The sequence below is a fragment of the Virgibacillus ndiopensis genome (assembly GCF_900187325.1).
Lineage (GTDB): Bacteria > Bacillota > Bacilli > Bacillales > Amphibacillaceae > Virgibacillus_E > Virgibacillus_E ndiopensis.
Genome location: NZ_FZMZ01000004.1, coordinates 684,158 through 709,353, shown reverse-complemented (window position 1 = coordinate 709,353; position 25,196 = coordinate 684,158). Strand labels below are relative to the sequence as shown.

At 35.2% G+C, this 25,196-nt stretch carries 35 protein-coding genes; 29 read left to right on the top strand and 6 right to left on the bottom strand.

The annotated features are described in order from the left end of the window. Nucleotides 1-127 precede the first annotated feature (127 nt). The gene (gene yidC, locus CS937_RS05950) at nucleotides 128-910 is read right to left on the bottom strand and encodes a membrane protein insertase YidC (RefSeq protein ID WP_099157533.1); all 783 of its coding nucleotides are present in this window, start codon (nucleotides 908-910) and stop codon (nucleotides 128-130) included. After that, complete coding sequence (locus CS937_RS05945; protein WP_099157532.1) at nucleotides 847-1,230, bottom strand: hypothetical protein; 384 nt, start codon at nucleotides 1,228-1,230, stop codon at nucleotides 847-849. Before CS937_RS05945 ends, yidC begins: the two co-directional genes overlap by 64 nt. A 119-nt stretch (nucleotides 1,231-1,349) precedes the next feature. On the opposite strand from CS937_RS05945, the gene CS937_RS05940 reads away from it, so the two are divergent. The 7 genes from CS937_RS05940 (at nucleotide 1,350) to CS937_RS05905 (ending at nucleotide 5,653) form a co-directional block, all read left to right on the top strand. Then, entirely contained in the window at nucleotides 1,350-1,745 is a 396-nt protein-coding gene (locus tag CS937_RS05940) for a VOC family protein (RefSeq protein ID WP_099157531.1), read from the top strand. Between the two features lie 254 nt (nucleotides 1,746-1,999). Further along, complete coding sequence (locus tag CS937_RS05935; protein WP_099157530.1) at nucleotides 2,000-2,569, top strand: DJ-1/PfpI family protein; 570 nt, start codon at nucleotides 2,000-2,002, stop codon at nucleotides 2,567-2,569. 10 nt (nucleotides 2,570-2,579) lie between these two features. Further along, entirely contained in the window at nucleotides 2,580-2,927 is a 348-nt protein-coding gene (locus CS937_RS05930; RefSeq protein ID WP_099157803.1) for a DUF4260 domain-containing protein, read from the top strand. A gap of 59 nt (nucleotides 2,928-2,986) precedes the next feature. After that, a complete protein-coding gene (locus CS937_RS05925; protein WP_099157529.1) occupies nucleotides 2,987-3,145 on the top strand; it encodes a small acid-soluble spore protein P in 159 nt (52 codons plus the stop codon). Between the two features lie 253 nt (nucleotides 3,146-3,398). After that, nucleotides 3,399-4,058, top strand: coding sequence for an SIMPL domain-containing protein (locus tag CS937_RS05915; RefSeq protein ID WP_099157527.1), 660 nt, complete (start codon nucleotides 3,399-3,401; stop codon nucleotides 4,056-4,058). 121 nt (nucleotides 4,059-4,179) lie between these two features. Beyond that, entirely contained in the window at nucleotides 4,180-4,851 is a 672-nt protein-coding gene (locus CS937_RS05910) for a YczE/YyaS/YitT family protein (protein ID WP_342748193.1), read from the top strand. A 208-nt stretch (nucleotides 4,852-5,059) separates the two neighbouring features. Further along, on the top strand, nucleotides 5,060-5,653 hold the full coding sequence (locus CS937_RS05905; protein WP_099157525.1) for a Dph6-related ATP pyrophosphatase: 594 nt from the start codon (nucleotides 5,060-5,062) through the stop codon (nucleotides 5,651-5,653). A gap of 292 nt (nucleotides 5,654-5,945) precedes the next feature. On the opposite strand, the gene CS937_RS05900 is transcribed toward CS937_RS05905, so the two are convergent. Then, entirely contained in the window at nucleotides 5,946-6,425 is a 480-nt protein-coding gene (locus CS937_RS05900; RefSeq protein ID WP_099157524.1) for a PaaI family thioesterase, read from the bottom strand. Between the two features lie 127 nt (nucleotides 6,426-6,552). Here CS937_RS05900 and CS937_RS05895 point away from each other — a divergent pair, with 127 nt between their 5' ends. The 7 genes from CS937_RS05895 (at nucleotide 6,553) to CS937_RS05865 (ending at nucleotide 11,666) form a co-directional block, all read left to right on the top strand. Next, complete coding sequence (locus CS937_RS05895; RefSeq protein ID WP_099157523.1) at nucleotides 6,553-6,984, top strand: spore coat protein; 432 nt, start codon at nucleotides 6,553-6,555, stop codon at nucleotides 6,982-6,984. A 214-nt stretch (nucleotides 6,985-7,198) separates the two neighbouring features. Continuing rightward, a complete protein-coding gene (locus tag CS937_RS05890; RefSeq protein WP_099157522.1) occupies nucleotides 7,199-7,753 on the top strand; it encodes an SLOG family protein in 555 nt (184 codons plus the stop codon). 31 nt (nucleotides 7,754-7,784) lie between these two features. Then, nucleotides 7,785-8,063: a hypothetical protein gene (locus CS937_RS05885; protein ID WP_099157521.1), complete on the top strand. Its 279-nt coding sequence runs from the start codon at nucleotides 7,785-7,787 to the stop codon at nucleotides 8,061-8,063. 103 nt (nucleotides 8,064-8,166) lie between these two features. Continuing rightward, a complete protein-coding gene (locus CS937_RS05880) occupies nucleotides 8,167-8,958 on the top strand; it encodes an ABC transporter ATP-binding protein (RefSeq protein WP_099157520.1) in 792 nt (263 codons plus the stop codon). Beyond that, entirely contained in the window at nucleotides 8,955-10,718 is a 1,764-nt protein-coding gene (locus CS937_RS05875) for a putative ABC transporter permease subunit (protein WP_099157519.1), read from the top strand. Before CS937_RS05880 ends, CS937_RS05875 begins: the two co-directional genes overlap by 4 nt. Nucleotides 10,719-10,868: 150 nt before the next feature. After that, nucleotides 10,869-11,168, top strand: coding sequence for a hypothetical protein (locus tag CS937_RS05870; protein ID WP_099157518.1), 300 nt, complete (start codon nucleotides 10,869-10,871; stop codon nucleotides 11,166-11,168). A 30-nt stretch (nucleotides 11,169-11,198) separates the two neighbouring features. Next, entirely contained in the window at nucleotides 11,199-11,666 is a 468-nt protein-coding gene (locus tag CS937_RS05865; protein WP_099157517.1) for a hypothetical protein, read from the top strand. A 55-nt stretch (nucleotides 11,667-11,721) separates the two neighbouring features. Here CS937_RS05865 and CS937_RS05860 read toward each other — a convergent pair whose 3' ends face one another. After that, the gene (locus CS937_RS05860) at nucleotides 11,722-12,525 is read right to left on the bottom strand and encodes a glycoside hydrolase domain-containing protein (protein ID WP_245835703.1); all 804 of its coding nucleotides are present in this window, start codon (nucleotides 12,523-12,525) and stop codon (nucleotides 11,722-11,724) included. A gap of 311 nt (nucleotides 12,526-12,836) precedes the next feature. Here CS937_RS05860 and CS937_RS05855 point away from each other — a divergent pair, with 311 nt between their 5' ends. Continuing rightward, on the top strand, nucleotides 12,837-13,454 hold the full coding sequence (locus CS937_RS05855; protein ID WP_099157516.1) for a DUF47 domain-containing protein: 618 nt from the start codon (nucleotides 12,837-12,839) through the stop codon (nucleotides 13,452-13,454). Between the two features lie 13 nt (nucleotides 13,455-13,467). Continuing rightward, nucleotides 13,468-14,466, top strand: coding sequence for an inorganic phosphate transporter (locus CS937_RS05850; protein ID WP_099157515.1), 999 nt, complete (start codon nucleotides 13,468-13,470; stop codon nucleotides 14,464-14,466). Between the two features lie 35 nt (nucleotides 14,467-14,501). Here CS937_RS05850 and CS937_RS05845 read toward each other — a convergent pair whose 3' ends face one another. Continuing rightward, nucleotides 14,502-15,656 carry an acyl-CoA dehydrogenase family protein gene (locus tag CS937_RS05845; RefSeq protein WP_099157514.1) on the bottom strand — a complete coding sequence of 385 codons (1,155 nt, stop codon included), beginning with the start codon at nucleotides 15,654-15,656 and terminating at the stop codon, nucleotides 14,502-14,504. Nucleotides 15,657-15,765: 109 nt separating this feature from the next. Here CS937_RS05845 and CS937_RS05840 point away from each other — a divergent pair, with 109 nt between their 5' ends. From CS937_RS05840 to CS937_RS05795, 10 genes are all read left to right on the top strand, one after another. Further along, entirely contained in the window at nucleotides 15,766-16,425 is a 660-nt protein-coding gene (locus CS937_RS05840) for a YczE/YyaS/YitT family protein (protein WP_245835702.1), read from the top strand. Between the two features lie 115 nt (nucleotides 16,426-16,540). Beyond that, complete coding sequence (locus CS937_RS05835) at nucleotides 16,541-16,726, top strand: hypothetical protein (RefSeq protein ID WP_099157513.1); 186 nt, start codon at nucleotides 16,541-16,543, stop codon at nucleotides 16,724-16,726. A 21-nt stretch (nucleotides 16,727-16,747) separates the two neighbouring features. After that, complete coding sequence (locus CS937_RS05830; protein WP_099157512.1) at nucleotides 16,748-17,158, top strand: VOC family protein; 411 nt, start codon at nucleotides 16,748-16,750, stop codon at nucleotides 17,156-17,158. Then, nucleotides 17,148-17,525 carry a DnaJ family domain-containing protein gene (locus CS937_RS05825; RefSeq protein WP_099157511.1) on the top strand — a complete coding sequence of 126 codons (378 nt, stop codon included), beginning with the start codon at nucleotides 17,148-17,150 and terminating at the stop codon, nucleotides 17,523-17,525. The genes CS937_RS05830 and CS937_RS05825 overlap by 11 nt, the downstream gene beginning before the upstream one ends. 100 nt (nucleotides 17,526-17,625) lie before the next feature. Then, nucleotides 17,626-18,084: a GNAT family N-acetyltransferase gene (locus CS937_RS05820; protein ID WP_099157510.1), complete on the top strand. Its 459-nt coding sequence runs from the start codon at nucleotides 17,626-17,628 to the stop codon at nucleotides 18,082-18,084. Between the two features lie 16 nt (nucleotides 18,085-18,100). Further along, entirely contained in the window at nucleotides 18,101-18,505 is a 405-nt protein-coding gene (locus tag CS937_RS05815; RefSeq protein ID WP_099157509.1) for a VOC family protein, read from the top strand. Nucleotides 18,506-18,557: 52 nt separating this feature from the next. Beyond that, a complete protein-coding gene (locus tag CS937_RS05810; protein ID WP_099157508.1) occupies nucleotides 18,558-19,094 on the top strand; it encodes a GNAT family N-acetyltransferase in 537 nt (178 codons plus the stop codon). A 51-nt stretch (nucleotides 19,095-19,145) separates the two neighbouring features. Beyond that, nucleotides 19,146-19,982 (top strand): nucleotidyltransferase domain-containing protein, encoded by an 837-nt coding sequence (locus CS937_RS05805; RefSeq protein ID WP_099157507.1) that lies wholly within the window; start codon nucleotides 19,146-19,148, stop codon nucleotides 19,980-19,982. A 29-nt stretch (nucleotides 19,983-20,011) separates the two neighbouring features. Beyond that, nucleotides 20,012-20,251, top strand: a complete 240-nt coding sequence (locus tag CS937_RS05800; protein WP_245835701.1) for a hypothetical protein — start codon at nucleotides 20,012-20,014, stop codon at nucleotides 20,249-20,251. A 184-nt stretch (nucleotides 20,252-20,435) separates the two neighbouring features. Further along, nucleotides 20,436-20,723: a hypothetical protein gene (locus CS937_RS05795; RefSeq protein WP_099157506.1), complete on the top strand. Its 288-nt coding sequence runs from the start codon at nucleotides 20,436-20,438 to the stop codon at nucleotides 20,721-20,723. 69 nt (nucleotides 20,724-20,792) lie between these two features. On the opposite strand, the gene CS937_RS05790 is transcribed toward CS937_RS05795, so the two are convergent. Next, nucleotides 20,793-22,334 carry a DHA2 family efflux MFS transporter permease subunit gene (locus CS937_RS05790; protein ID WP_099157505.1) on the bottom strand — a complete coding sequence of 514 codons (1,542 nt, stop codon included), beginning with the start codon at nucleotides 22,332-22,334 and terminating at the stop codon, nucleotides 20,793-20,795. Between the two features lie 169 nt (nucleotides 22,335-22,503). On the opposite strand from CS937_RS05790, the gene CS937_RS05785 reads away from it, so the two are divergent. From CS937_RS05785 to CS937_RS05775, 3 genes are all read left to right on the top strand, one after another. Beyond that, complete coding sequence (locus tag CS937_RS05785; protein ID WP_099157504.1) at nucleotides 22,504-23,397, top strand: TetR/AcrR family transcriptional regulator; 894 nt, start codon at nucleotides 22,504-22,506, stop codon at nucleotides 23,395-23,397. A gap of 464 nt (nucleotides 23,398-23,861) precedes the next feature. Next, nucleotides 23,862-24,191, top strand: a complete 330-nt coding sequence (gene csaA / locus CS937_RS05780) for a chaperone CsaA (protein WP_099157503.1) — start codon at nucleotides 23,862-23,864, stop codon at nucleotides 24,189-24,191. Between the two features lie 60 nt (nucleotides 24,192-24,251). Beyond that, nucleotides 24,252-25,088 (top strand): DUF4037 domain-containing protein, encoded by an 837-nt coding sequence (locus CS937_RS05775; RefSeq protein WP_099157502.1) that lies wholly within the window; start codon nucleotides 24,252-24,254, stop codon nucleotides 25,086-25,088. The last annotated feature ends 108 nt before the right edge of the window (nucleotides 25,089-25,196 follow it).

Here is a 25,196-nt window from a genome sequence, read left to right as displayed (position 1 = left end):
TGATGACTTGAAAAACGTAACCTACGTATTTCCTACAGCTGTATCGGATGTACCATCGATGCTGTGAATTAAACTAAATAATATCAAGCTAAAAAACTTCCTAATCATACGACTAGGAAGTTTTTCATTATTTTACTGGATGTAGTTTTCTAGATATTAGTGTCTGAACAATTAAGAATAGACCACCGACCGTCCAGTATAAAGGTAGAGCAGCTGGTGCGTTAAAGGATACAATACCAATCATGATTGGTGAAATTAACCCCATGAATGCTGTTTGTTTCTTCTGTTTCGGATCCATGCCTAATTGAGTTACTTTAAACTGTAGAAAATAAACTGCAACAGCAATAATAGTTAAAAAGATATCTGTGGAACCCAAGTTAAACCATAAAAAATTATGTGATGCAATTTCAGGTGTTCTTCTAATGGCATAGTAAAAAGCGATTAAAATTGGAAATTGAATGATCAGCGGTAGACAACCTATGGATGCTATTGGATTTAATTGATGCTTTTGATAGAGCTGTGTCATCTCTTGTTGCATTTTCAATTTAGAATCCGCATCTTTTTTGTCTTTATATTTTTCTTTAATTTCATTCATTTCAGGCCTAATGACATCCATCTTTTTTTTCATTTCTCTTGAGTTTTTCATTTGCTTTAACATAAATGGCATAATCACTAATCGGATTAAAATGGTAATGGCAATGATGGATAACCCATAATCATCACCTAAAAAAGATGCTAAGCCTTTAATAAAGTTAGAGAATGTTAAAACAAAATAATGATCAAACCAACCTGGTGAATCTTCGGTGATAGGGTTATTGGCTGCTCCTGAACACCCAGTTAATAAAATTAATAAGATGACTCCGATAAAGCTATATTTCTTGAAAAAAGTGAATACAGTACGATTTTGCATTGTTGTCCTCCTCGAATAATTATATATTTTGTAATGAATGAGAAGGAATCGTTGTCAGAATCGTCATCTGGTGCATCTATTCGCTTTGTCGTATTTGTTATCCAATTATGAATTTCAGGTATTTCACCAATTGGTTCGCGTTTTGGCAGAAATTGTATTTTACTTGCATGTGCTTCTCTTGTATAAACATTGTTATCCATCATTGTATTGTGCATGTCCATGTTTAAAAAACGATAGGCGCAAATCATTGATAAGACAATGCTAATATAAAAATAAAATGGAGAAATTTCACCAAGTAAGTCATATAATACCTCAATCATCTGTATTCACCTCCTATTTCTATTCTCATAAACACTTATACGATTTTACACCTAAAATGGTTTCATGAAAATAGTGTTATGATGGAAAAAAGATTATTTTATAAGAGGAGATGAAAAATATGATACATGAAATGACAGTTCAAGTACGAGTTACAACTATTAATGAGGGACAAAAATGGTATCAGACACTTTTTAATAGGGAACCGGATTTTATTCCGCATGAGGGATTTGCTGAATGGGAGATCATTCCTAATTGCTGGTTGCAACTAGCAGAGGGGGAACCAGCTTTGGGGAGTGGACCACTTCGATTAGGTGTGATTGATATTGTCGCTGAGCGAAAGCGACTAACAAAAGAGTTACAAATTGATTATTTTGAAATTTTTTCTAGAGAAGAAGTACCCGTGAAATGGGCAACATTCACTGATCCATGGGGGAATCGACTTGGGATTTTTGAGTATTTGGATGAGACTGAAAAAGCTGAGCGAATAAAGCGGATTGATAAAATTAAAGGTTGAAATAGGAATTAAGTAGCTGTTGTGATGTTGCTATGATATTTGAGGTTAAAGTTTATTTGTAGTTTTGGGAATATTTGTTATAGTTCAGTTAGTAGGTAGGTAGGGAGTTTATTGAAAATAATGGAATGAAAATTAAATCTTGATCCAATGATTACCAGACGCGGGTTTATAAACCTACAATAAAGGGGTGTATATTATATGCTATTTGATAATTATTACTTCCTATAAAAATTCTTAAAAATATGGAGGGAAACATGACGAAAGCACTTATATTTATATACGATGGTTTTGCAGACTTTGAAGTGAATTTACTAAGTTTCTTTTTAAAAAGTAAAAATTATGAGGTTGAGACATTTACGATCGAATCTGAGAAAAAAGTTGTAACAGGTGAATCAGGATTTCTTTTTCATCCACATAAAATAATTTCTGAAATTGATTACGTAGACTCCTATGAATTGTTTGCGGTACCAGGTGGTCCAATTTTTGATGTGATGAATGATAATAATTTACTCAATCTTGTTCGGGAGTTTCATGTTAAGGACAAATGGATTGCGGCGATATGTGCCGGGACTGCTTTAATAGCGCAAGCAAGAATTATGGAAAACATAAATTTCTCAACATCGTTATCATCGGAAGAAAATGATGTTCAGCACATTCACGATTGGAAGTTTAAACAGGATGCAGATGTAACGGTTCATGGTAAGTTTATTACGGCAATCGGTTCAGCTTATGTTGAATTTGCCTCACAGGTTATCAAAGAACTCAATTTGTATGAATTTGGGGAAGAAAGTGATACACTTGCATATTTTAAAAATCTAAATTGAGGTGATTTCAATTAGTAAAATGCTATTGCATATGGAAGGTTTAGCTGTTTTGGTTATGAGCATTTGTTTTTATGCGTACTTCGATTTTAGTTGGATTCTGTTTTTTATTTTATTGTTTACACCAGATTTATCCATGTTTGGCTATGCGGTTAACACAAGAATTGGTGCCATTATTTACAATGTTTTTCATTCCTATATAGTACCAATCGTTATAATTCTTTTAGCCCTTTTAATTATGTATTCTGTATTATTAGCAATCGGAATCATCTGGATTGCTCATATTGGTATGGACCGGATGTTGGGGTATGGTTTAAAGTACCCTACGGATTTCAAAGATACCCACTTACAACGGGTTTAATAAACGTATAAATCGGTTTCCCTTTCCAAAAGCTATCAGTAATGGAAAGGAGGATAAAGATGTCTAAGTCTAAAAACCGTAAAGGTCCTAAGCAACAAGAAATGCCTGATTTGCCGCTAGCTCCACAACAATCCTATGGGGAACCATTACAGGGCTCGAAAAAGGTTAAAAATAAGAACCATTCAAGACAAAAACATAATGCCGGTCATGATATGTAGAACATAGGAATAGTCAGTATTAATCCCTTCATCAATAAAGATGAAGGGATATTTTTGAGAGTCTCTACTTAAACAAGTTCTCTACATCTACTTCAAATCCATTTACTATTCCCGAATAAACGGTTCCCTTGTTTCTTGCTACATCTTTTTGCTGGTATTGCTGTTCTTCATTTCTTGGAACTTTATCCGCTTTTAAACATTTTGCCCAATAAGGCATATTATCTAGTATGACTTTAAGAAAGGCGGAATGAAATTGTACTATCCATATGTACCTCAATATAGAGAGCAACAACATTCTCGCGTTATGACTGTTACAGGTAATGCAAGCCTGTCAGTGGAACCAAATGTAGTAATGGTTCAATTGGAGGTTGTTACTGACAATAAGGAACTTAAAGTGGCCCAACAGGAGAACACCAATACGATTAATCAAGTTATTCAATCATTAATGCAGTTAGGGATTCCAAGAGACAATATTCAAACAGCTTCCTATAACATTTATCCAAAATACGATTATGTCGACGGAAAGCAGGTATTCCGTGGTTATGAGGTTTCGCATGCACTTAACGTAACAATAAACGATATTAATCAAGCAGGTGCGGTAATTGATGCAGCTGTACAAAATGGGGTGAATCGTGTGTCGAATATTGAGTTCACCGTTGATGACAAGGATAAATATTATCGACAGGCATTAAGCGCTGCGTTAGAAAATGCGATGGATAAGGCTGAAACATTGGCTGAAACGATGCAAGTAAACTTGGATCCATACCCGATGAAAATTGTTGAAAAATTTAATGAGCCACCTGCTGCTTTTCAAACGTTTGCCACTGCGGAAAAAAGCTCCTCCACAACGATTGAGCCAGGGCAAATTGTCATTGTGGCAAATGTTACAGCGCAATTTCAATATTATGCATGAAGGAATTTCTAAAACGCGACTGGTTTGGTCACCCTAAATCATTTGCGTTTTTCTTTTTAAAAAGACGTATTATTAGATATTGCTTAGTTTTCATTATATTCTATTATTAGGATTAATTGTAATGAAAGAAAGAAGGATGAATATGATTGGTATTATTCGTTGGCCCTTTTTCGTATTGGGGGTTATTTTTTTTAGCTTTGGTATTTCTGTAACAATTAATGTACAGCATTTAGGCATTCACCCGTGGGATGTTCTAAACGTTGGGCTTTATGAAAAAGTAGGGTTTACGATTGGAACATGGAATATCATCTGCGGAATGATATTGGTCACCGTGTCATGGATTCTTGATAAAAGCTATATACGATTAGGTACTTTTTTAAATGCATTTTTAGTTGGATCATGTGTTGATTTCTTTTTATGGTTGGACTTTTTACCGAAAGCAACACATTCATGGATAGATATCTTTATTATGGTAGTAGGGATTATTATTATGGGGGTAGGTGGCGGGATATATAATGCTGCTGGAGTGGGTTCTGGTCCCCGGGATGGGTTTATGCTATCGATTTCGGATAAGCTAGGCGCTCCAATCGGAAAAGTAAGAATTGTTACAGAAAGTGGTGTATTAGTAATTGGGTTACTATTAGGAGGCCCTGTTTTTATTTTTACATTTGTATTCACCTTTATCCAAAGTCCTATTTTCCAATTTATCTATTTAAAATGTAAGAGGTTTATTGAGCGGATTGAAGCTAATAAACTTGAGGAACGTATTTCGGATTCCACTGTTGCGAAATAGTAGGGATATTTAATGCAATATTATACGCATTCAAGAATTTTAGTGTGCAATCTTGATAGAAAGTAAGGTAATGAAACTTAAAGAGGATGGTTATAAAACAGAGCAGGCATTCTGCAAACTTTAGGATCTAAGGGGGATCCATATAATGGGCTTATTAGGTATGGAAGAAATAAAGGGTTTGTGTAATTATTGAAAGGAGACATTTAAAATGAAGGTGGCATTATCATTCAGTGGCGGCAAAGACAGTTGTCTAGCATTCTATCAATTGCAGCAGCAGGATGCGAGCATAGCTTGTTTAATCACGACGGTATGGAAAGGTGGCCAGACTGTTGCACATGGGGAAAAGCTTGAAACAATAAAAGAGCAGGCAAAAAGTTTAGGAATACCCGTTCACTTTATTGAAACTGATTTTGATAAGTATACAGAGGACTTTGTAGAAAAGTTAAAAAAAATGAAAGAAATTTATGATATTGATGGAGTTGCATTTGGTGACATTTATTTAGATGGACATCGTAAATGGGGAGAGGAAGTCGCTCAACAAGCAAAGCTTAAGCCGTTTTATCCCATTTGGACGGATCAAAAAAATGTGCTGGATTTATTGCATAAAATAGTGGAATTAAATTTTAAGGCACGAGTAATTAAAGTAGATTCCAAAAAATTACCAGTAGCTTGGGTTGGTCGAAATGTCAATAAGTCTTTTATAGCGGATGTCACACGTAAAAATGTTTGTCCAATGGGTGAGTCTGGAGAATATCATACAACAGTTTATGATGGACCGATATTTCAATTTCCAATTAAATAGTTTATTATGCAGGTGAAAATGGATAGGGATTTCTTCTCTCATTGAAATCACTACTAAAGAGGTTTTTCCGTATTAGATAGTTCGACATAAAAAATGTAAATGGGTTATTAACAAGTTTAATTCCAACTCCATTTATTGTCACAAATCTGGCAAGTGAAGCCTTTTTATTCGACTCTTTTATTAAAATTAAGTCCTAGAAAAAAGTCGCGATTTTTAAATGACGGCTTAGCATATTTACTATACCGTCATTTGTGTAATAGTTGCTTTAATTTCTCCATATTTAAAATCTGGTTTAATCCATAAACGTACTAGGCATGACAACTGCGATAACTTCCGCTTTTGCACATACCGTATCATTCGCAAAAACATCTGTAAGTACTTTAAATTTCTTAGGATGAATCTCTTCTATTGTGCCAACAGCCTTTAATGGAACGCCATGTGGTGTCGGTTTGATGAAATCAACATGCAACGAGCCAGTTACAAAACGTGGTGGTTCTATTCCGTCTCCTGGTTCATGCCCATTTTTTCTATGTAATACAAGAGAAGCTGAACCTATTCCATGACAGTCTATAAGTGAAGCAATCAAACCACCATAAATAAAACCAGGTAGTGCAGTATGTTCGTCTTTTGGAGTATAAATCGTTAGTGTGTTATCACCACTCCAACCTGTTCGGAAATGGTGCCCATTTTCATTCAATTTTCCGCATCCATAACACCATGAAAAATCATCAGGATAGTCATCTTGAATTGCTTTTACCACAGTTTTTTCCATCATTCACTCCTCCTTATCAGAATAGTATATCATAAAAGAATATTATAAAATAGGTGGCTGCCTCATACATACTACGGACAGTTATCATAGATTATTAGTGAACCTATCACAAGAAAGGGGCTTTTATATGAGGCATCATCACGGACCGGATTGCGGTTGTCCAAGACGTATTGTTCATCCTGTAAGACAAAATGTAGTTGATCAGTGTACAGAGGATGTTGTTGAACATATACATCCTTCGCATACAACGATTAGAAATCATCATGTAACTAGAAATAGGCATGTTTATCCACATTCTACTTCTGTTCAAAATTCATTTAACAGTGTAGATGAATTTGGGGGAGCGTTTAATGTACCTTCACCACCACAAGACGTAGCAGGAGCAACGAGTCCAGAGAATCCAAATCAAGTTGCGGGTGCAATGAGTCCAGGGCAAGGATATCCAAACCAAGTTGCAGGTGCAATGGATCTTGGTGGTCATCACAATAAATGTATGAAACCTGGGTATCATTCACCGGCGGATATGAATAATTGGCAAAAACCGAATAAATGGTGTTAATCTTAGTAAAGAGTTGGTAGGTATTTGCCAGCTCTTTATTTATCCCGCCTTAACGGGCAGTAAAACCCCTACTACAAGATTACAAAGAAATTAAAGGAAGGTAAGTGGGGTCAACTGCCCGTTAAGGTCCGATTCTGTTCAACTAACATTCAGTGGGGGAAGAAGACCCCCACTGAATGAAGTTTCACTTTATAAAGTGGGGTCTAAACTACATATGAAAATAGTGGCGGTTACTGGCTATAAACCAATGGAACTAAGTATTTTTAAAGTTGATGACGATAGAATTAAGTTCATCAAAGCAGCAATTAAAAAAAGAATAATTGCATTTATTGAGGAAGGGTTAGAATGGGTACTTACCTCTGGCCAAATGGGTGTCGAATTATGGACAGCTGAAGTAGTTTTAGAGTTACAAGAAATGTACGATATAAAAATTGGCGTAATACCACCGTTTGAGAATCAAGAAAGTCGTTGGCCAGAGCCAATAAAACAACAGTATCACGAAATTAGTAGCATTGCAGATTTTTATCAGCCACTTTACCAAGGTGACTATAAAGGTGCTTATCAATTTAAAGCAAAGAATAAATGGCTTGTTGATAAAAGCGATGGTTGCTTAATTTTAATACATGATGAATACCCTGGTAGCAATCGATTTTTTTATGAGGAAGCGCAACGGACAGCAAAAGATTATCCTATATATATAATTACTCCAGCAGACTTAGAAGATGTTGTGGAAGAGATTAGGATGCAGGAACCAGATTATTGGGATTGAACTGAAAATAGGTATGGAATGAGGTGCTATTTTGGAACTAGAATCAACGGCATTAATAGTAATTGGTTTATTCGTTTTATTAAATTTAACAAGTAAAAATAGCAAATTAAAGTCAATTGAAAAAAGAATAAGTAATAATGAATTTATGCTAAAGCAAATTGCAAATCAAGTAGGAGTACAAGAACTTCCGATTAATAAAAAATTACGAAAATTGGTTAAAGAGGGAAAAAACGTACAAGCTGTTAAAGAGGCAAGAGAGTGTTTTGGTTATTCTTTGATAGAAGCGAAGAGATATGTGGACGAATTATAGGGACATTAAGAAAAAATAAGTAATTTTCTGCGAATTCCTTTGACCTTGCTAAATAGTAACCGATACAATGGAAGATATAGATAATTACGAGGGGGAGATGATCATGAGTGTATCATCGATCAAACTATCAGATTTAACAAAATCATACGGAAAACAAGAAGCGGTACATAGTTTGAATCTTGAAGTGAAAAAAGGTGAATTGTTTGGATTTTTAGGACCAAATGGTGCAGGTAAGACGACGACAATTAAAATGATGACTGGCTTGTTGGAGCCTACAAACGGTTCGGTTGAAATAGGCGGTGTAAATATTTGGAGAAAGCCTATTAAAGCAAAAAAGATGATTGCGTATGTACCTGATCAACCAAACCTTTATCCCAAATTGACAGGTTGGGATTATTTGCAGTTTATCGCGTCTGTTTTTCGGATACCTAAGGATGGATTTCAAGCAAAGGCAAAGGAATTATTAGATATATTTGGATTAACTGACCGAGCGGATGAATTAATTGAAAGCTATTCACATGGGATGAAACAGAAAATCGCTATTTGTGGGGCACTTATACATAATCCTGATGTTTTATTTTTAGATGAACCAACGGTAGGGTTGGATCCTAAAAGTGCTCGAACACTAAAAAACTTACTTAGAAAATTATGTGATAATGGTATGACATTATTTGTCTCCACCCACATTCTTGAAATCGCTGAACAGATGTGTGATCGAGTAGGAATAATATTAGATGGAAATATTATTGCATTAGGAACAATGGATGAACTTCGAAAAGATGAAGGTAAAACGGAACAAAGTCTAGAAGATATTTTTCTAGAGTTGACAGGTGGGGAGGATGAGCAGGCATTAATTAGTGAAATGTCAAAAGCTGATCAGGGTGATAAAACATGATTAGAGTCCTGATGGAAACCCGACGAAAAATACTTTCAAATACGTTACGAACACAACCAACAAAAAACTATGCTGGATATGTGATATCTATTGTTATACTCGCGCTATTGCTGTACTTTCTTTCAAAGGGTGTCTGGGCGATAGGTGATTCGATTACCGAACCAATTTTGGCTGGGATATTGTCATATGGCTTTTTAATGATTATTGGGCTTATTTTACTGCTCGGTTTACCACAAGTATTTAAACATTTATACGCAGCAACCGATCTAGCCTTACTATTTACATTGCCAATTCCAACTAGACATATTTTCTGGATGAAATATGTTCAAAGCTTTGTCGGGATACCATTGCTGTGTTTTGTGTTTTTTGTTGTACCATTATTCGTTTACGGACTTCTAATTGATGCTAGTTTACTATTTTATCCTATTGTAATCTTTACGCTGTTAGCTATTATCGTTATTGGTCTATCAATCGCTTATCTTCTCAATCTGGGGTTGATTCAATTAGTTCCAGCAAATCGTGCTAATGAGCTTATGACGGTAATGAGTGTTTTGTCAGGACTGCTTGTATATTTAATGTTTATGATTCCGAATTTGACAAATGATGGTTCGGTTGTAGAAAAGCTTTTATCCGGCCTGCCGTTATTTCCTGACTGGGTTCCGGTAAGTTGGGGTAGTGATGCATTAATTCATGCTGCAAACGGTTCGATGGACTTTTTGCTTCCGTTTGTCTTATTGGTCTTACTTGCTATTTTCGCTATGGTATTAACATCGACACTTGTGGAAAAAGGCTTCCGAACTGGATGGATTCGGTTAAGTGAAGGAAGTAGCAGGAGGAAAAAAAGTACGATGAAGAAGTCCAAAGAGTATTCACTGCATAATCCAGTAATTGCAATTGGTATTAAGGAATGGTTTGCAATAAAAAGGGATATGCGTGAATGGCTAGTGTTTATGCCAATTGCCTTCTTTATAATTTTTCCATTAATTGGATTTTTTAGCAGTGGTGCTAAACTAAATGATTTACGTGATATTAATGAAGTATCGTGGCCAATCGCACAAGGTGCTTTTCTATTTATTTACGCAGTTTTCAATGGTCCAATGGCTGCGTCTTCCATTGCTCGTGAAGGATCATCCGTTTGGATATTACGAACACTTCCATTGTCAGGACAAAGCATAGCACTGGGTAAACTTTGGATTAGCTGGTTACTACCGTTTATCTTGTTAACAGTAATTGAGTGTATCATTGGAATTTTTCTTGGTTGGACAGTTATGCAGTTTGCTACAGGAATAATAATGAAAGCTGTTATTACCACAGGAATTAGTGCTATTGGGCTTTGGCTTGGTACAATTGGAGCAAAATATAATCCAAAAAACCCTCAAAACCGATTAAAATTTGGAACATCATTAATTTTGTTAGTACTTTCTTATGTCTATCTGTTTCTCGCGATTATTCCGTATGTACTCTTAATAGTTCCGGCTAATGCAGTGGGATTTGTAGGCGATCTTAGCAATGACATAACTGGTTTCTTCGGAGCGGTTGCTAGTCTCGTATTTACATTATTGTCTTGGAAAGCAGACGCACCAGTCATGATGGGGTTTGTCGGTGTGCTTGCAATGCTTATTATCTCAATTGGAGCAGCAGCATTATTTACGCTAACAGGAGGAAGAAAAATCGATAAAGGAATTGATATTGAGATGGTTCATGAAAGCAATGTGAAGCCTTTGTTTAAGAATAGAAAACCAGGTGGAAGATTGTATTGATTGTCTGAAGTTTGATGGGGTGCAGAAGTGCATCCTTTTTCTTTTGTAATTATTTCATTATTCATACAATTTTTGGGTTTTTATGGTAAAATTGCTCTATAAAAGGGATGAAATTTTTACTAAGTCTTAGTGTGATTGAAGGTGTTTCTGGTGCAGAGAAAAGAATGGGAACAACCAAAATGGTTCTGGTGGTCAATTAGTTTATTTTTGCTATTAGAATATGGATTTATGTTTATGCTTGCTTTAACAGGCGCCGAACCACTAAAGATTATAAACAGCAGTTATCTCATCACTTTTATTATTTTCCCATTGTTCTTTATCATTGTATTATTGTTCTTACCAAAAAAGTTAAGGTTTGATTTAGATACAATGTTTTACTTGCTTGTACCATTTATTCTATTTTTGCCTAATTGGACTATAATATCTGAGTGTTTGAACAGTTTATTTTAAAAGTAACAATTAAATAAAAGGGGTATTAAGTTGACCTATGTATGTAATACAAAACATCAGACAGCATTTCAATTTATTATATTGGTATTCTTGGTACAAGGATTAAATGATACAGAACACAGTTTTTTAGTATTTACGGAAGTCTTACTGTGCCTATTTATCGTTGCAAGCTTTTTTCTTCAATATCGATTAAACATAAACGAAAATAGCTTATCCTATCAAATAGCCCTTTTGAACATACCCATCTATAAAAAAGAGATATCTGCAGATCAAATTAAACGTTTCAATTTCAAACGATACAGCTGGTCAACAAGAGGTGCAATCATACAATTGGAAAGAGGTATGAATATACGAATTATCGCTTTTACCCCCATTCAAGTCTATAAAAAACTAGTAGACTTTGCGAATACAAATAACGTATCCATTTCAAAGTCAAAGGATTATCACATTTTGGAGAAATTACGTTCAAAGGAGTTGGATAAAAATAAAAAGAGATAAATATGAATTCAATCCGTTTACGGATTGAATTCATATTTTATTTTTTGACGGTGTTTTACCACAAAAACTTCAACATTTCCTCTTCAAATAAATTCGTATCAATAGTACACTTTTCTGCTTCCAGTGCATACTGCCACCCGTAAAGCATAGAGCCCTTGGGTCCTTGTGGGTTATATTCTGGTGCATTTTCTTTCGTGGTTATTTCACCTTGAGGAAACGCGGTCCATACAATTGTATTTTCTTTTGTTTCTTGGTTAGCAGCGTTGTATGCTTCTACTAATGCACTTCCTTCATCAAAAACGCCATATATTGCAGGTTTATATGCAGAGTCTGCAAGCGTATCGTACCATCCATCGATAAACGCGGAATTCACAGGGAAATTTGGTTCAATATCTCCAAAAAGTGCAACACCATCTGGTATCCCTAATTCTTTTGCATATTCGATAGCACGTTCAGCTTCTTTTACGCCATGTTCATAACCTGTTGCATCGGTAAAGTGATTGTAAATAACGAGAATCTTTACATTTTTATCATGAAGGTAGCTTACTTCATCATCATCCAATCCGTTAGAAACACCTTCTTTATCTCCTAAATAGCGTCCCCATATTTGGGGTTTGTCGTAATTATCTTTAACACATTGATATAAATCTTCATCTGTTTGACTAGCGGAATCAACACCCCAGTATTGTTTATCTTTTTCCTGGTTGTTCTGATTAGAATCTGATCTTTTATCCTCTTCAGTAGGTGGGTTATTCGATTGTCCAGAATTGGCATCAAAAATAAATAGGTTTAGTACTATTGGGATTGCCAATACAAAAACCATTCCTAGGATCATGTAAATTAGGTCTCTATTTGGCAAAACTAGATAAAACCTCCCTTCATACTTACTGCAGTATATTTAAGGGAAGTAAAACGCGTGTAGGCAGGGCCACAAAAGGGGAGATAAAATGTATGGAATATATATTGAGAATGAATACCTTTATTTTAAGGCTTTTGTTGAATTGCAGGAAGTTAGTGCATAATAAAATTGGTTCGAAAAGAAAAAATCGACAAAATTCTATGGTTTTATTTATTTTTTTGATATGATATGTAAGGCTTTTGTTTTTAATTGTAATTGGGTATTAAGATAATGAATAAGTGGTTTCCTAATTTCAAACTGGAGGGTATGAAATGTTCAAAAAAAAAGCAGATAAATTTTCACTTTACTTAGTCGATTTTGCTAAACACTTAGACAAGACAGTGGATTTTTTTGTTGATTACAAGGTGAAGGATACTGATTCTTTAAAGGAATTTGCAAACACTATAAAAAAATATGAATCAGAGGCAGACGACAAGGTGCATGAGGTGATCAAGAATTTGAACCAAGCCTTTATCACACCGATTGAGCGTGAAGATATCATGCAGCTTATCATGAACTTAGATGACATCATGGATGGTATGGAAGAATTTTCAGCAATGATGGATATTTATCAAATTGTGTCTTCTGATGATTTTATGGATCGATTCACTAATAACATATTAAACTGTTCGAAAGAAATTTTGACTTCCATGCAACTGATTGCTGACAATCGGTTAAAGGATGTTGAAGCGCATGCAATTAAGATTAAGGAATATGAGAGTAATTGTGATGATTTATATCGCGCGTCTTTAAGAAATCTTTTCCAAACAGAGAAAGATCCGATTAAGGTGATTCAATATAAAGAAATATATGAAACGCTTGAAGATATTGCAGACTATTGCCAAGATGTAGCCAGTACACTCCAAAGTATCATTATGAAAAACGCGTAACGAGGGATTAAAAATGGACATTCTTTTTGTAACCATCATGTTAATAGTAGTTTTTGCACTTATTTTTGACTTTATTAATGGATTTCATGATACGGCAAATGCTATTGCCACTTCTGTGTCAACGAAAGCTTTAACACCTAGAAGGGCAGTTTTGCTGGCGGCGGTAATGAATTTAATAGGGGCATTGACATTTACAGGTGTTGCGAAAACAATCACTAGCGGAATTACGAACCCGTTCGATCTTGAAAATGGAATGGTTGTAATCTTGGCAGCATTGATAGCTGCGATTGTTTGGAATTTGCTTACCTGGTATTTTGGAATTCCGAGTAGTTCATCACATGCGATTATTGGTTCTGTTGTCGGGGCAGTTATTGCATCTTCAGGATTTTCTGCAATTAACTTCGCGGGGCTCTCAGGAATTGTAGTAGCATTGTTAGTATCACCTGTCTTAGCTTTTGTGGTCGGTTTTATATTCTACGGAATTATAAAAGTGATCTTTAAAAATAGTAATTTGGCGAAAACAAATAAACGCTTTCGTCTTGTACAAGTTTTAACAGCTGCTTTACAGTCATTTTCCCACGGTACCAATGATGCACAAAAATCAATGGGGATCATTACGATGGCATTAATTGTTGGGGGCATGCATGAGTCTACAGCTATTCCGTTTTGGGTACAGCTTTCCTGTGCACTCGCAATGGGACTTGGTACATCAGTAGGAGGCTGGCGGATTATTAAGACAGTTGGTGGTAAGATTATGAAAATCCGCCCTGTCAATGGCGTAGCTGCAGATTTAACTGGCGCATCCGTAATATTTGGGGCAACTTTAATTCATTTGCCTGTTAGTACGACACATGTTATTTCGTCTGGTATATTAGGTGTTGGAGCTTCACATCGCGTAAAAGGTGTTAATTGGGGTGTGGCTAAAAGAATGGTAATCACCTGGGTTATCACTCTACCCATCACCGCAACAATTGCGGGAATAACATATTTAGTTTTAAACTTATTTTTGTAAATGAGCGGGACAAGGGGTCAGTCCCCGTGTCCCGTTTACTGTAACGCGCGTCCTGCAAGCATTTGAATTACCATATCATCCATAGGTGGATTATGAAGACCTGCTCTTACATCACGATAGTATTGTTCAAAATTGGAACTTTTTGAAAGTCCTTTTCCTCCCGCAATCCGCATGGCTAAATCGACTACCTCATTGGCCGTATTGGTTGCTACAGTCTTGACAGCAGCAAGTTCAGGTCCAAGTGAGTCTCGTTCTTCTGGATTTTCATCCCACTTTTCCGCTATTCGATACATGAAATGTCTAGCTTGCATCAATTTTAATTCCATTTCACCGATCTTTTGTTTAACATGAGGAACTTCGGAAATAGTAGTATCTAAACTATTTGGTTGATAGCTTTTTGCAAAATTTATTGCATCGTTTCTCGCAGCAATTGCGATACCTAAATAACAAGCAGGGATATGCAATAGCCACCCTTTTGGTTTTTTAGGTCCTCCAGCTAGTTCAACAAGCAAATCCTCTGTCAATTTTACATTTTTTAAAACTAAGTCATCACTTCCAGTTCCTCGCATTCCAAGTGTGTCCCACGTGTGATCAACATCTACGCCAGGAGTATCTTTATCAATAAGAAACCAACCGACCGCTTCCTTATCTTCTACATAGGCGGATACGATGAAATAATCTAAAACACTTGCCATTGATGTAAATGATTTTCTGCCATTTAAGATATAAAAGTCTCCATCTTTTACGGCATTGGTTTCAGGTTTTCCACCGCGAGTGGGGCTACCAGTAGCTGGTTCTGTTGATGCGCGGTTTAATACTTTTTTATGTTTACTAATTTCACCTGCAACCATGTCAAATTTATTTTGTGACCATAATTGTTGTTCACTTAATTCCATTACTATTCCCATATGCCATCCGATGGATAGCGCTGTTGCACCATCGCCCGCAGCAAGTCTTTCTTGTAAAAGAATTAATTCGTAGAGACTTATATTTTGCCCTCCGTATTCAATTGGCAGTGGTAGCGTAACATAATCTGCTTTTTTTAAATCCTGTAAATTTTCTTTTGGTAATGTCGCATTTTTTTCCGCTTCTGATACTCGATGTTTAACAAGATTAGCAATTTTATCCGCTTTATCAAATAATCTTTGCTGGCGTTCATTTTTTATAAAAGGTTTGAATATATCTGACACATTTTTCACTCCAATTTATATTATCGTTATATAAATCATATTAAATCTATCGGGATTATGCCACTCTTGGACCTTAGATTGGTTTCCTGTTATAGTATTAGGAGATATTTTGTACCTATTAATTAAGGGAGGTGCAGTCATACGACTAATGCGTGCTGGGTTTCATTTGTACATTATGGGTATTATCATTTTAACGCTAGGTATTGCTCTTACAATTCAGTCAAAACTGGGTGCATCCCCGTTTGATTCACTTCTTGTTGGACTACATCGGACATTTGGATTAACCGTTGGTAGCTGGGAAATCGTTGTTGGACTTTCAATGGTTCTTTGTAATGCTCTGGTGGAGAAAAAAAGACCAGAATATTATGCCATACTAACATCTCTGGTTACAGGAATAGGTATTGATTCCTGGCTGTTTTTATTGAGATCATGGGTAATGCCAGGAACCTGGATATGGCAGTCTATATGTCTAGGCATTGGAATTATTTTGATTGGACTTGGTATCGCGATTTATTTGCAATCCAATTTTGCCCCTAATCCAATGGATCGCTCCATGCTTATTCTTTCAAAAATAACCGAGTGGAGTATGACTTATTCTCGAGCGCTTATTAGTGTGGTGCTCGTTATATTAGCTTACTTTTTCGACGGGGCTATTGGTATTGGGACGCTGCTTAATGCACTATTTTCAGGAGTTGTCATTAGTTTCTTTGTGCCTCATGTTATGAAATTAATAAATTTGAACCGTAAACAGGAGAAACTTGCTTCATAAGCAGTTTCTTTTTTAATTTCAATGTAAAGAATAGTCTCAAATTTTTTTGCCATTCCATACCATAATCAGTACAATTAAATTATAGATCATAAAAAAATGGGGGGACAAATTGGGTATGATTATAAATTTAGTACTTTACATAGTTGGGCTTTTTATTCTTTATCTCATTATCCAAGCCGCTGTCAGAAGTGGTATTGATAACTCTGAGGTAGGAAAAATAATAAGAGAAAAATATGGATTGAATATTAATATAAAAAATGATAAAAAGTCATTTTTGGACGGTGATTTGGATAAGGATTAAATCCATAATGGAGGATGTCATGTGAACTTTAAAGAATTCGGAGTAATATTATTTGTTGAACGTTTTCAAGAATGTGTTCGTTTTTACAGAAATGTTATAAATCTTGAAGTTAGAAAGGAGAAGGAAAGCTTAGTTACGTTTAACGTTCCTAATGGTTATTTGATGGTTGAAAAGGGTGGAATTGGATACAGCGATGAAAAAGACAGGAGTCAAAATCCTGTTGTATTAAGATTTGATGTTAATTCATTAAAAACTGAGGTTACGAAGCTAGAAAAACGAGGCGTAAATTTTTCACACAAACACCTAGCGTTTGAGTGGGGAACAATAGCGGTTTTCCAAGATCCAGATGGAAATCGAATTGAAATTGGTGAGATTAATACAAATAGTGGTTCATTTAAAGGAGAATTGGAGGAAAATAATAATGAGCAATGATCATGAATCTCGGAAGAAAAAGCATGATAAAGATGAAAGGTTTGAATATACCGACCATATGACGGAAATTATCAAGCGAGCTGAGAAAGATGGATTATTTGATGATCTGCCGGGAAAAGGTAAGCCACTGAAATTGGATAATAACTATTTCAATAACCCTGATAAACAAATTTACAAGACATTAAAAGATAACAATATTCTTCCAAGGTGGATTAAATTAAGTAAAGAGATAGATGTAATGAAAGAAAAGCTTGAAGGAGTGGATGATAAAGAAAAACGAAAACTAATTAAAGACATTAACAAGAAAATTAAAGCGTATAACGATGCTTGTCCTCCTTCATTGCAAAAAAGTAAAATTTTTGAATAGAAATGAAATGGGAAATCCGCTTTAATGATAAAGGGAAGTCATCAGCTTACTAGAATACTATATAAGTCAGACAGAAATGTAAATGTGCAAGGAGTAACTTATGGATATTCAACTATTAGAATCAAATGAAGTACCCCCAATGGATTTACTTCTCTTAGCTGATCCATCGCAAGAAATGATAGACAACTATATGAAACGTGGTCAGTGTTACATTGCAAAAGCTAAGAATAAAATAGTAGGAGTTTATGTATTGCTGCCAATCACTTCAAGAACTATAGAATTAGTCAATATTGCTATTGATGAAAACGAACAAGGAAGAGGAGGGTTCGGGAAGCAATTAGTTATGCATGCGATTGACTCTGCAAGGAAGCAGGGATATGGTGAAATAAAAGTTGGTACTGGTAATTCTAGTATCGCCCAGTTGGCATTTTATCAAAAATGTGGATTTAGAATTACTGGAATAGATAAGGATTTTTTTACTAGGAATTATTCTGAAAAAATTATCGAAAATGGGATTGTGTGTCAAGATATGATTCGATTGACAATGGATTTATTGTAATTAAGGAGTAATAAATATGGAGTTTAAAGCTTTTTCTGTAGCACAAATTAGAGTTGCAAGACCAACGGATAAATTTGAGGAAGTAATCAATTTTTATGAAAACGGAGTTGGGTTATCAAGGTTAACAGATTTCTCGCACCATGATGGATATAGTGGTGTGATATATGGACTACCAGGAACATCGTATCATCTTGAATTTACCAAGCATGTTAATGGTAGTCCGTGTCCGGCACCAACGGAAGATAATTTGCTAGTTTTTTACATACCAGATAAGGACCAGATTACTAGAATTGCCGATAGACTGTTTGGGATGGGCTATCCGGAAGTAGAGCCCGAGAATTCATATTGGGAAGAAAAAGGGATTACAGTTGAGGATCCCGATGGTTGGAGAATCGTTTTGATGAATACGAACGGTATTTAATGATAGAGGGTTTTTGATTGAATATATTAAACAAAGATCAGGGGGAAAAGTTATGACATTTCCATTACTTGAAACAGAGAGACTTAAATTGATTGAAGTTGGCCACCAACATCTTCAAAGCTATTTCAATATTATGTCGAGAGATGATGTAACGAAATATTATGGCATGGAAAGTTTGAAAAATCAGGAAGAAGCAGTAAATCTCATTGAACATTTACGTAACAATTATGAAAGTAAACGTGGAATTCGCTGGGGAATTATTTTAAAGGATACACAAAATTTTGTCGGAACTATTGGATTGAATAATTTAAATATTGAAGGTAAGAAGGCGGAGATTGGATTTGAGTTACATCCGTCGTATTGGAACAAGGGAATTATTAGCGAAGCTGTCAAGGAAGTGCTGAGATACTCATTTGAAGACTTGAATCTGTATCGAATGGGGGCAGTTACGTTTCCTGATAATGTAGCTTCCAATAAACTATTAAAGAAGGTCGGTTTTTCATTAGAAGGAAAATTAAGGAGATATCTTTACCAAAATAATCAATCACATGACGCATTAATCTATTCGTTTTTAAGTACAGAGTATTAACGATGCTTTATTACATGGTAAAAATGAATTTAAGGAGATGTTAATAATTGTGTGGGATTTGTATCAAGACATTATAAACGTGATTCGGAACTACCAAAACATCGTAGTAAACTTTTAGAAAATGCATTAAATGATTTGAGCAACGATGAAAATGTGTTAGGCATTTATCAAAGTGGTTCTTTGGCTAAAGGAAATTTTGATAACTATTCTGATATTGACCTTCATATTATCGTAACTCCAGAAACGAAAAGAGACTTTATTAAAAATAAACGCGACAGATCTAAAAAATGGGGGGATGTCTTATTTAATGAAGGGTCTAATACTTCTTCAGTTATCGTCACACATTATGAATGCTTTGTAAAAATGGATACTTGGTATCAATCTCCTGCTGAGTTACAACCATCAATTTGGTTACAAGGAGTTTATGCGCACTACGATAAACATAACATTATAAGTAAAGTTATTAAGGAATCGGTGAAGCTAGCTTATAGACCTACCCAAGAAGAAGTTGAATTTTGGAAGGGGAAAGTATTTGCATTTGTTCATGAAACATATCGTTCGGTAATGAGGGAAGAAATGTATTATGCATTAGCAAATTTGGACAGGGTTCGCTGGCTTATCGCATATGGTTGGTATATGGAAATGGAAAAGCATCTAGAAAGTTCTTATGGAGTGTGGTCAAAAATAGAAGGGGAAAGAAGTCAGCTAAACAAGTGGCAATTATCTTTATTAGTTAATTGGAACTGTGATCGTGATAGTGTAAATATAATGGAAACAATGAAAAGTATGATTCCTGAGTTTCTTAGAATAAATAAGTACCTAAGTAAACTTGTCGGAATCGATGAAAATGAAGAATACTGCAATAAAATTATAGCAATGGCACTTTAAAGTAAAAATTAAGATTTGGAATGATAATCATGAAAGTTGTACTAGAATTACTTCGGATCATTTTTATATTTGCCATACTTGGTGCTTTAGCTTGGCTGATATTAGGAGAAGTTTACTCAATAAACACTGATATCCAAGAGTATCAATGGGGCGGAGCTATTGGTATTTATACTCTACTCTTTGTTTTATATAGAAATAAATTGCAGTTTTCGGGATGGTCAAGGGTAAGGGGAGAGAAAAATTACCAAAGAACATTACCAAGACATTAATTTGCGTATCAATATTGTTGTTGGCGACACCTATATTTATCGGTTGGATGACAAATTTATAGAAAATACTAACTCATGGAAATCATCATCCTATAATCAGCTTTTAAGATATGTTCGTTTTTTAGGTAGAAATCTGAAACGTTCTGTCTTGAACAGCAATATAATGATTACAGGGGTGATATTCATGTTGAAATTGTTTTCTTTTTGGCTGTCGATAATAAGTTTGATGATCATTATATATAATATATTGGGTTATGATGATAACAATGTTCTACTTATAAAACTAAATCCTGTATTAAATGAGGTTATTAACATGGAACCTTATAGTAATTGGATGGTTAATGTACAGGAAAACAAATTACAAGCTACCTCCTATGTCGTCCACTTCTTTACATTCCTTATTTATGGATTAATAATTGATTCCTTTATTATTCGATTCAAAAGTAAAAAGCAATTGAAAAATCGTCACTAATAATGGAACTTAAGCAGAAAAAGGGTGTTCTTAGCAAAATTGCTAAGGACGCCCTCTTTTGATGATCAATTATCTAGTCTCTGTAGCTACTTTCGCAAGATCTACAACTGCATCTTCATTAACCTTATCAACATGATGAGGTTTTACCCTCTTAATGAAAAAGGCCAAGATAAGTGCAACAGTTGCGATTAATGTTGAAACGAAAAAGGTAAAATTGATTCCATGCAACATTGCCTCATTCATAATCTGTTGCCCGATTTCAGCAGTTGCTTGTGCTGATGGTTGTGCAGCGTTTGGGTCTAAATTAGCCATAGCATCAGCAGCTAAGTCTTTAGCTTCAGATTCCGTACGGTTGTTCATAACCGTAATTAGCAACGCAGATCCAATTGCACCTGATACCTGTTGTAACGTATTGTTCATTGCAGTTCCGTGTGGATTGTCTTTCATTGCAAGTTGGTTCAATCCGTTTGTCATAACTGGCATCATGACCATTGATATACCAAACATGCGGAAAGTATAAAGCCATACAAGATTTGCGTATGAAGTATGCATATCAATTTTACTGAAATAGTACGTTGTTACAATTGTAACCGTTAAACCAATAACAGCTAATGTACGTGCCCCGTATTTATCAAATAGTTTACCTGTGATTGGGGACATGATCCCCATCACCAAAGCACCTGGAAGCATGAGTAACCCTGATTCCATAGGTGAAATACCTCGAATCGTTTGCACATAGATTGGCATCAAAATCATAGCAGAGAACATCGCAATTGCGATAACCATTGAAATTGCTGATGACAATGCGAACATTGGATATTTGAAAATCCGGAATTCTAACATTGGATCATCCATACGTAATTGACGTAAGATGAAACTTACAATGGCAACTACTCCAATTATAATTGTACCGTATACTAAAGGACTATCCCATCCTTTGTCTCCAGCAGAGCTGAATCCATAAAGAAGTCCTCCAAAACCTAAACTTGATAAAATAATTGATATAACATCAAGTTTTATAGCTCGTTGGGGTGTAACATTTTTTGATTTGAATATCGCAAAAATAAGTGTTAATGCAGAAATCGGTAATACGATATCAAACAACATTCTCCAACTGTAATGTTCAATGATCCAGCCTGATGTTGTTGGTCCAAGAGCTGGTGCTACAATCATGACAAGGCCAAATGTACCCATTGCAGCACCTCGTTTTTCTACTGGGAATGCTGTCAACATTACATTCATTAACAGTGGCATCATGATAGCTGACCCTGATGCTTGAATCATTCTTGCTGCAAGTAAAACCCCGAATGTTGGTGCTAAACTTGCAAGTAATGTTCCTGAAGTGAACAATACCAGTGCGGTAATAAGTAATTTTCTATTAGTAAAACGCTGAATTAAAAATGCACTCGCAGGAATTAAGATCCCATTGATAAGCATATACCCCGTTGACAACCATTGGACAGCTGTTGCATTAACTTCGAATTCTTCCATTATAGATGGAAGTGCAACATTAAGAAGTGTCTCATTTAAAATGGCGACAAATGCACCAATAAATAAAACGGCAATCATACCATAGGGTGGTTTATTTTGAATAGAACTTGATTCAGACATATTCGTTTCATTCCTTCTTTCGATTAATCCTTTAATTTAGTACTTAAGTATTCTATACCGATAGTATAAAAATATCAACCCCTAAAAACGATTTCAATTAAAATATTTGATATATAAAGGTTTATGACATAAAATCTAAGGTAGACTAACGTTACAAAAAGGGGATATTATGAACGCTAAAAAGAAACAAATAATAGATGCTGCACACCGTTTATTTATCGAAAAAGGATTTGCATCCACCTCTATTCAGGATATTTTAGATGGTGCAAATGTAGCAAAAGGAACCTTTTATAATTACTTTACATCGAAAAATGAGTGTCTTATGGCAATCTTAGAATCTGTAACAGAAGAAGGTGACCAAAAAAGAAGAGAGCTTGGTCATGGCAAGGAAAAAGATGATGAGAAAGTTTTTGTCGCTCAAATTGCCGTTCGAATGGATATGAATCGCCAACATAACATAATGGCGCTTTTTGAATCTGTTTCATTTTCAGATGATATTGATTTAAAAACTTTTATGAAAGAACAACATATTACAGAATTGCAATGGATTTCGAAACGAATGAAAGAACTTTTCAATCTCGACAACAAACTTTATGCTTTGGATCAAGCCGTTATGCTGCTAGGAATAGTCCATCATTTAATGCATATTTGGAAATTAGGAACAAATAAAGAAATTTCATCTGAAGAAGTTATTCAGTTTGCACTAAATCGGATGAAGCCGATGATTAAGGAGCAAGTGCAATCAAAAGAGGTCTTCTTTCCTGAGAATTGGCTTCCTATATCATTCGATTCGGGAAAAACTAATAGCGATAAAATGAAAAAGCAGATAATTGTTCAATTGGAAAGACTTGTTGATAAAGTTGGAGAGGAAAGTAGCGGTTCGAAAAAAACCGATTATATTCAGTTTTTATTAAACGAGGTGCAAGTGGATAACCCACGTACATTTTTAATGGAAAGTGTTTTAATGTCACTGTTGCATGCTGTTGAACAATCAGATTATGAACATGAAGTCAATCAACTATCTAAAATGATATCGGATTTAATTGGACAGTTAGAGGCGTAAATTAGGCCGCTACTTAAAGAGCTTGTATTATAAAACCTATTTCTTTGCAAGTGGTATTTAGAGAAGAGGGAGAATATTTATTTTTTAATTGCAATGTCTTATAGAAAGGATACCATTAACTTAGGTGTCCAATATGATTTGAAGATAGGTTCCAGGATTGATAATAACTATATTTATGCTAGTTGTTTAAAAATCTTATGTATAAGGAATTATAAAGGTAATAAACCTATAATTTAGACGGGAGATTTAACATGGGACGCTTGATAAGACGACTAATAAAATATGGACCAATTATTTACCCAATTATAAGAAAGTTTATCAATAAAAGAAGGAATAGAAAATATAATCAATGATAGTGACTCGTACAGGTGCAATTCTATTGGAAGAATTGTGCTTTTTTTGAAGGAATTAAAGTTATTTAATAGAAATAATATTATATATAAAAGAAATTAGGAGGCAAAAACATGGCAACTATTGAAGATTTTATGGAATTGGATATACGTGTTGGAACTGTAATTAAAGCGGAACCGTTTCCAGAAGCACGAAAACCGGCAATAAAACTTGAAGTAGATTTTGGGGAAATTGGTATTAAACAATCGTCTGCACAAATTACAAGAAGATATGAACCAGAACAACTTATTGGTCAGCAGGTAGTTGGGGTAGTGAATTTTCCTCCAATGCGTGTTGCAGGTTATAAGTCTGAGGTTTTGATTATAGGTGGTGTTCCAGAGGATGGGGATGTTGTGCTATTAAGGCCAGATGAGCCAGTGAAAAATGGCACATCTGTATCCTAGTAGTGTCCTTCTATATAGGAGGGATCTTTTTTTAAAAAGTTTACGTGAGGGAGATAGGGAATGGAATTGAAACGATTAGCTTCAGATATGGCTAGTTTATATAACCAAAATCCTAAAGTGGAGGCGGTCCTGCTTGGTGGGTCAGTTGCACGGGGATGGGATGATGCATTTTCTGATATAGAGTTGTTTGTTCTTTGGAAAGAGGAACCAACGGACGAGGACAGAAAAGCGCCAATTCATAACGTTAATGGAAGCATTATCGATTTTTATCCGTACGAGGATGAAGAATGGTCGGAAACGTACATTGCAAATGGTGTTAAGTTGGAGATTAGTAATTTTCTTACCGACACTATCTATAATGTAATAGAGGATGTAATAATTAAGGGAGATATAGGATTTGACAAACAGTGCCTTGTAGCAACTATACATGATGGTATCGCACTTACAGGTGAAAAGACTGTTGATAGATTACAAGAGAAGGTAGCGTTCTATCCCGACACATTAAGAGAAGCAATGATTATAGAAAATATTGATTTGGGTAATCGCTGGAATAACCGAGAAGCATTGCTTGATCGAAAAGATTGGCTCATGCTTTATAGGATTATGGTTGATACGCAGACGAAGATTATGGCACTTTTATTTGGATTAAATCGTGTATATGTTCATCATCCGGCTTTCAAATGGCAGAAACGTTCGTTGGAATTGATGAAAGTTGTTCCTGATAGAATTGCTGAGCGTCTTGATGAAGTATTTCAGCATCATCCTATAGACGGCATTACAGAACTCGAATTAATTATTGAAGAAGTTTACAAGTTAGTGAGACATGATGGTGTTAACGTGGATATGACCGAAGAAGTTAAACGTTCACAATTTTTACGGCCAAAGCAAACAAAATAAGGAAGAAGAAAGACATGGTTACGTAAATGAGTTGTTTAAAATATGAAAAGCACATTTTAGTAATTGAGCATACGTTTTATTTTACAATGAGGATACTCCACATCATTT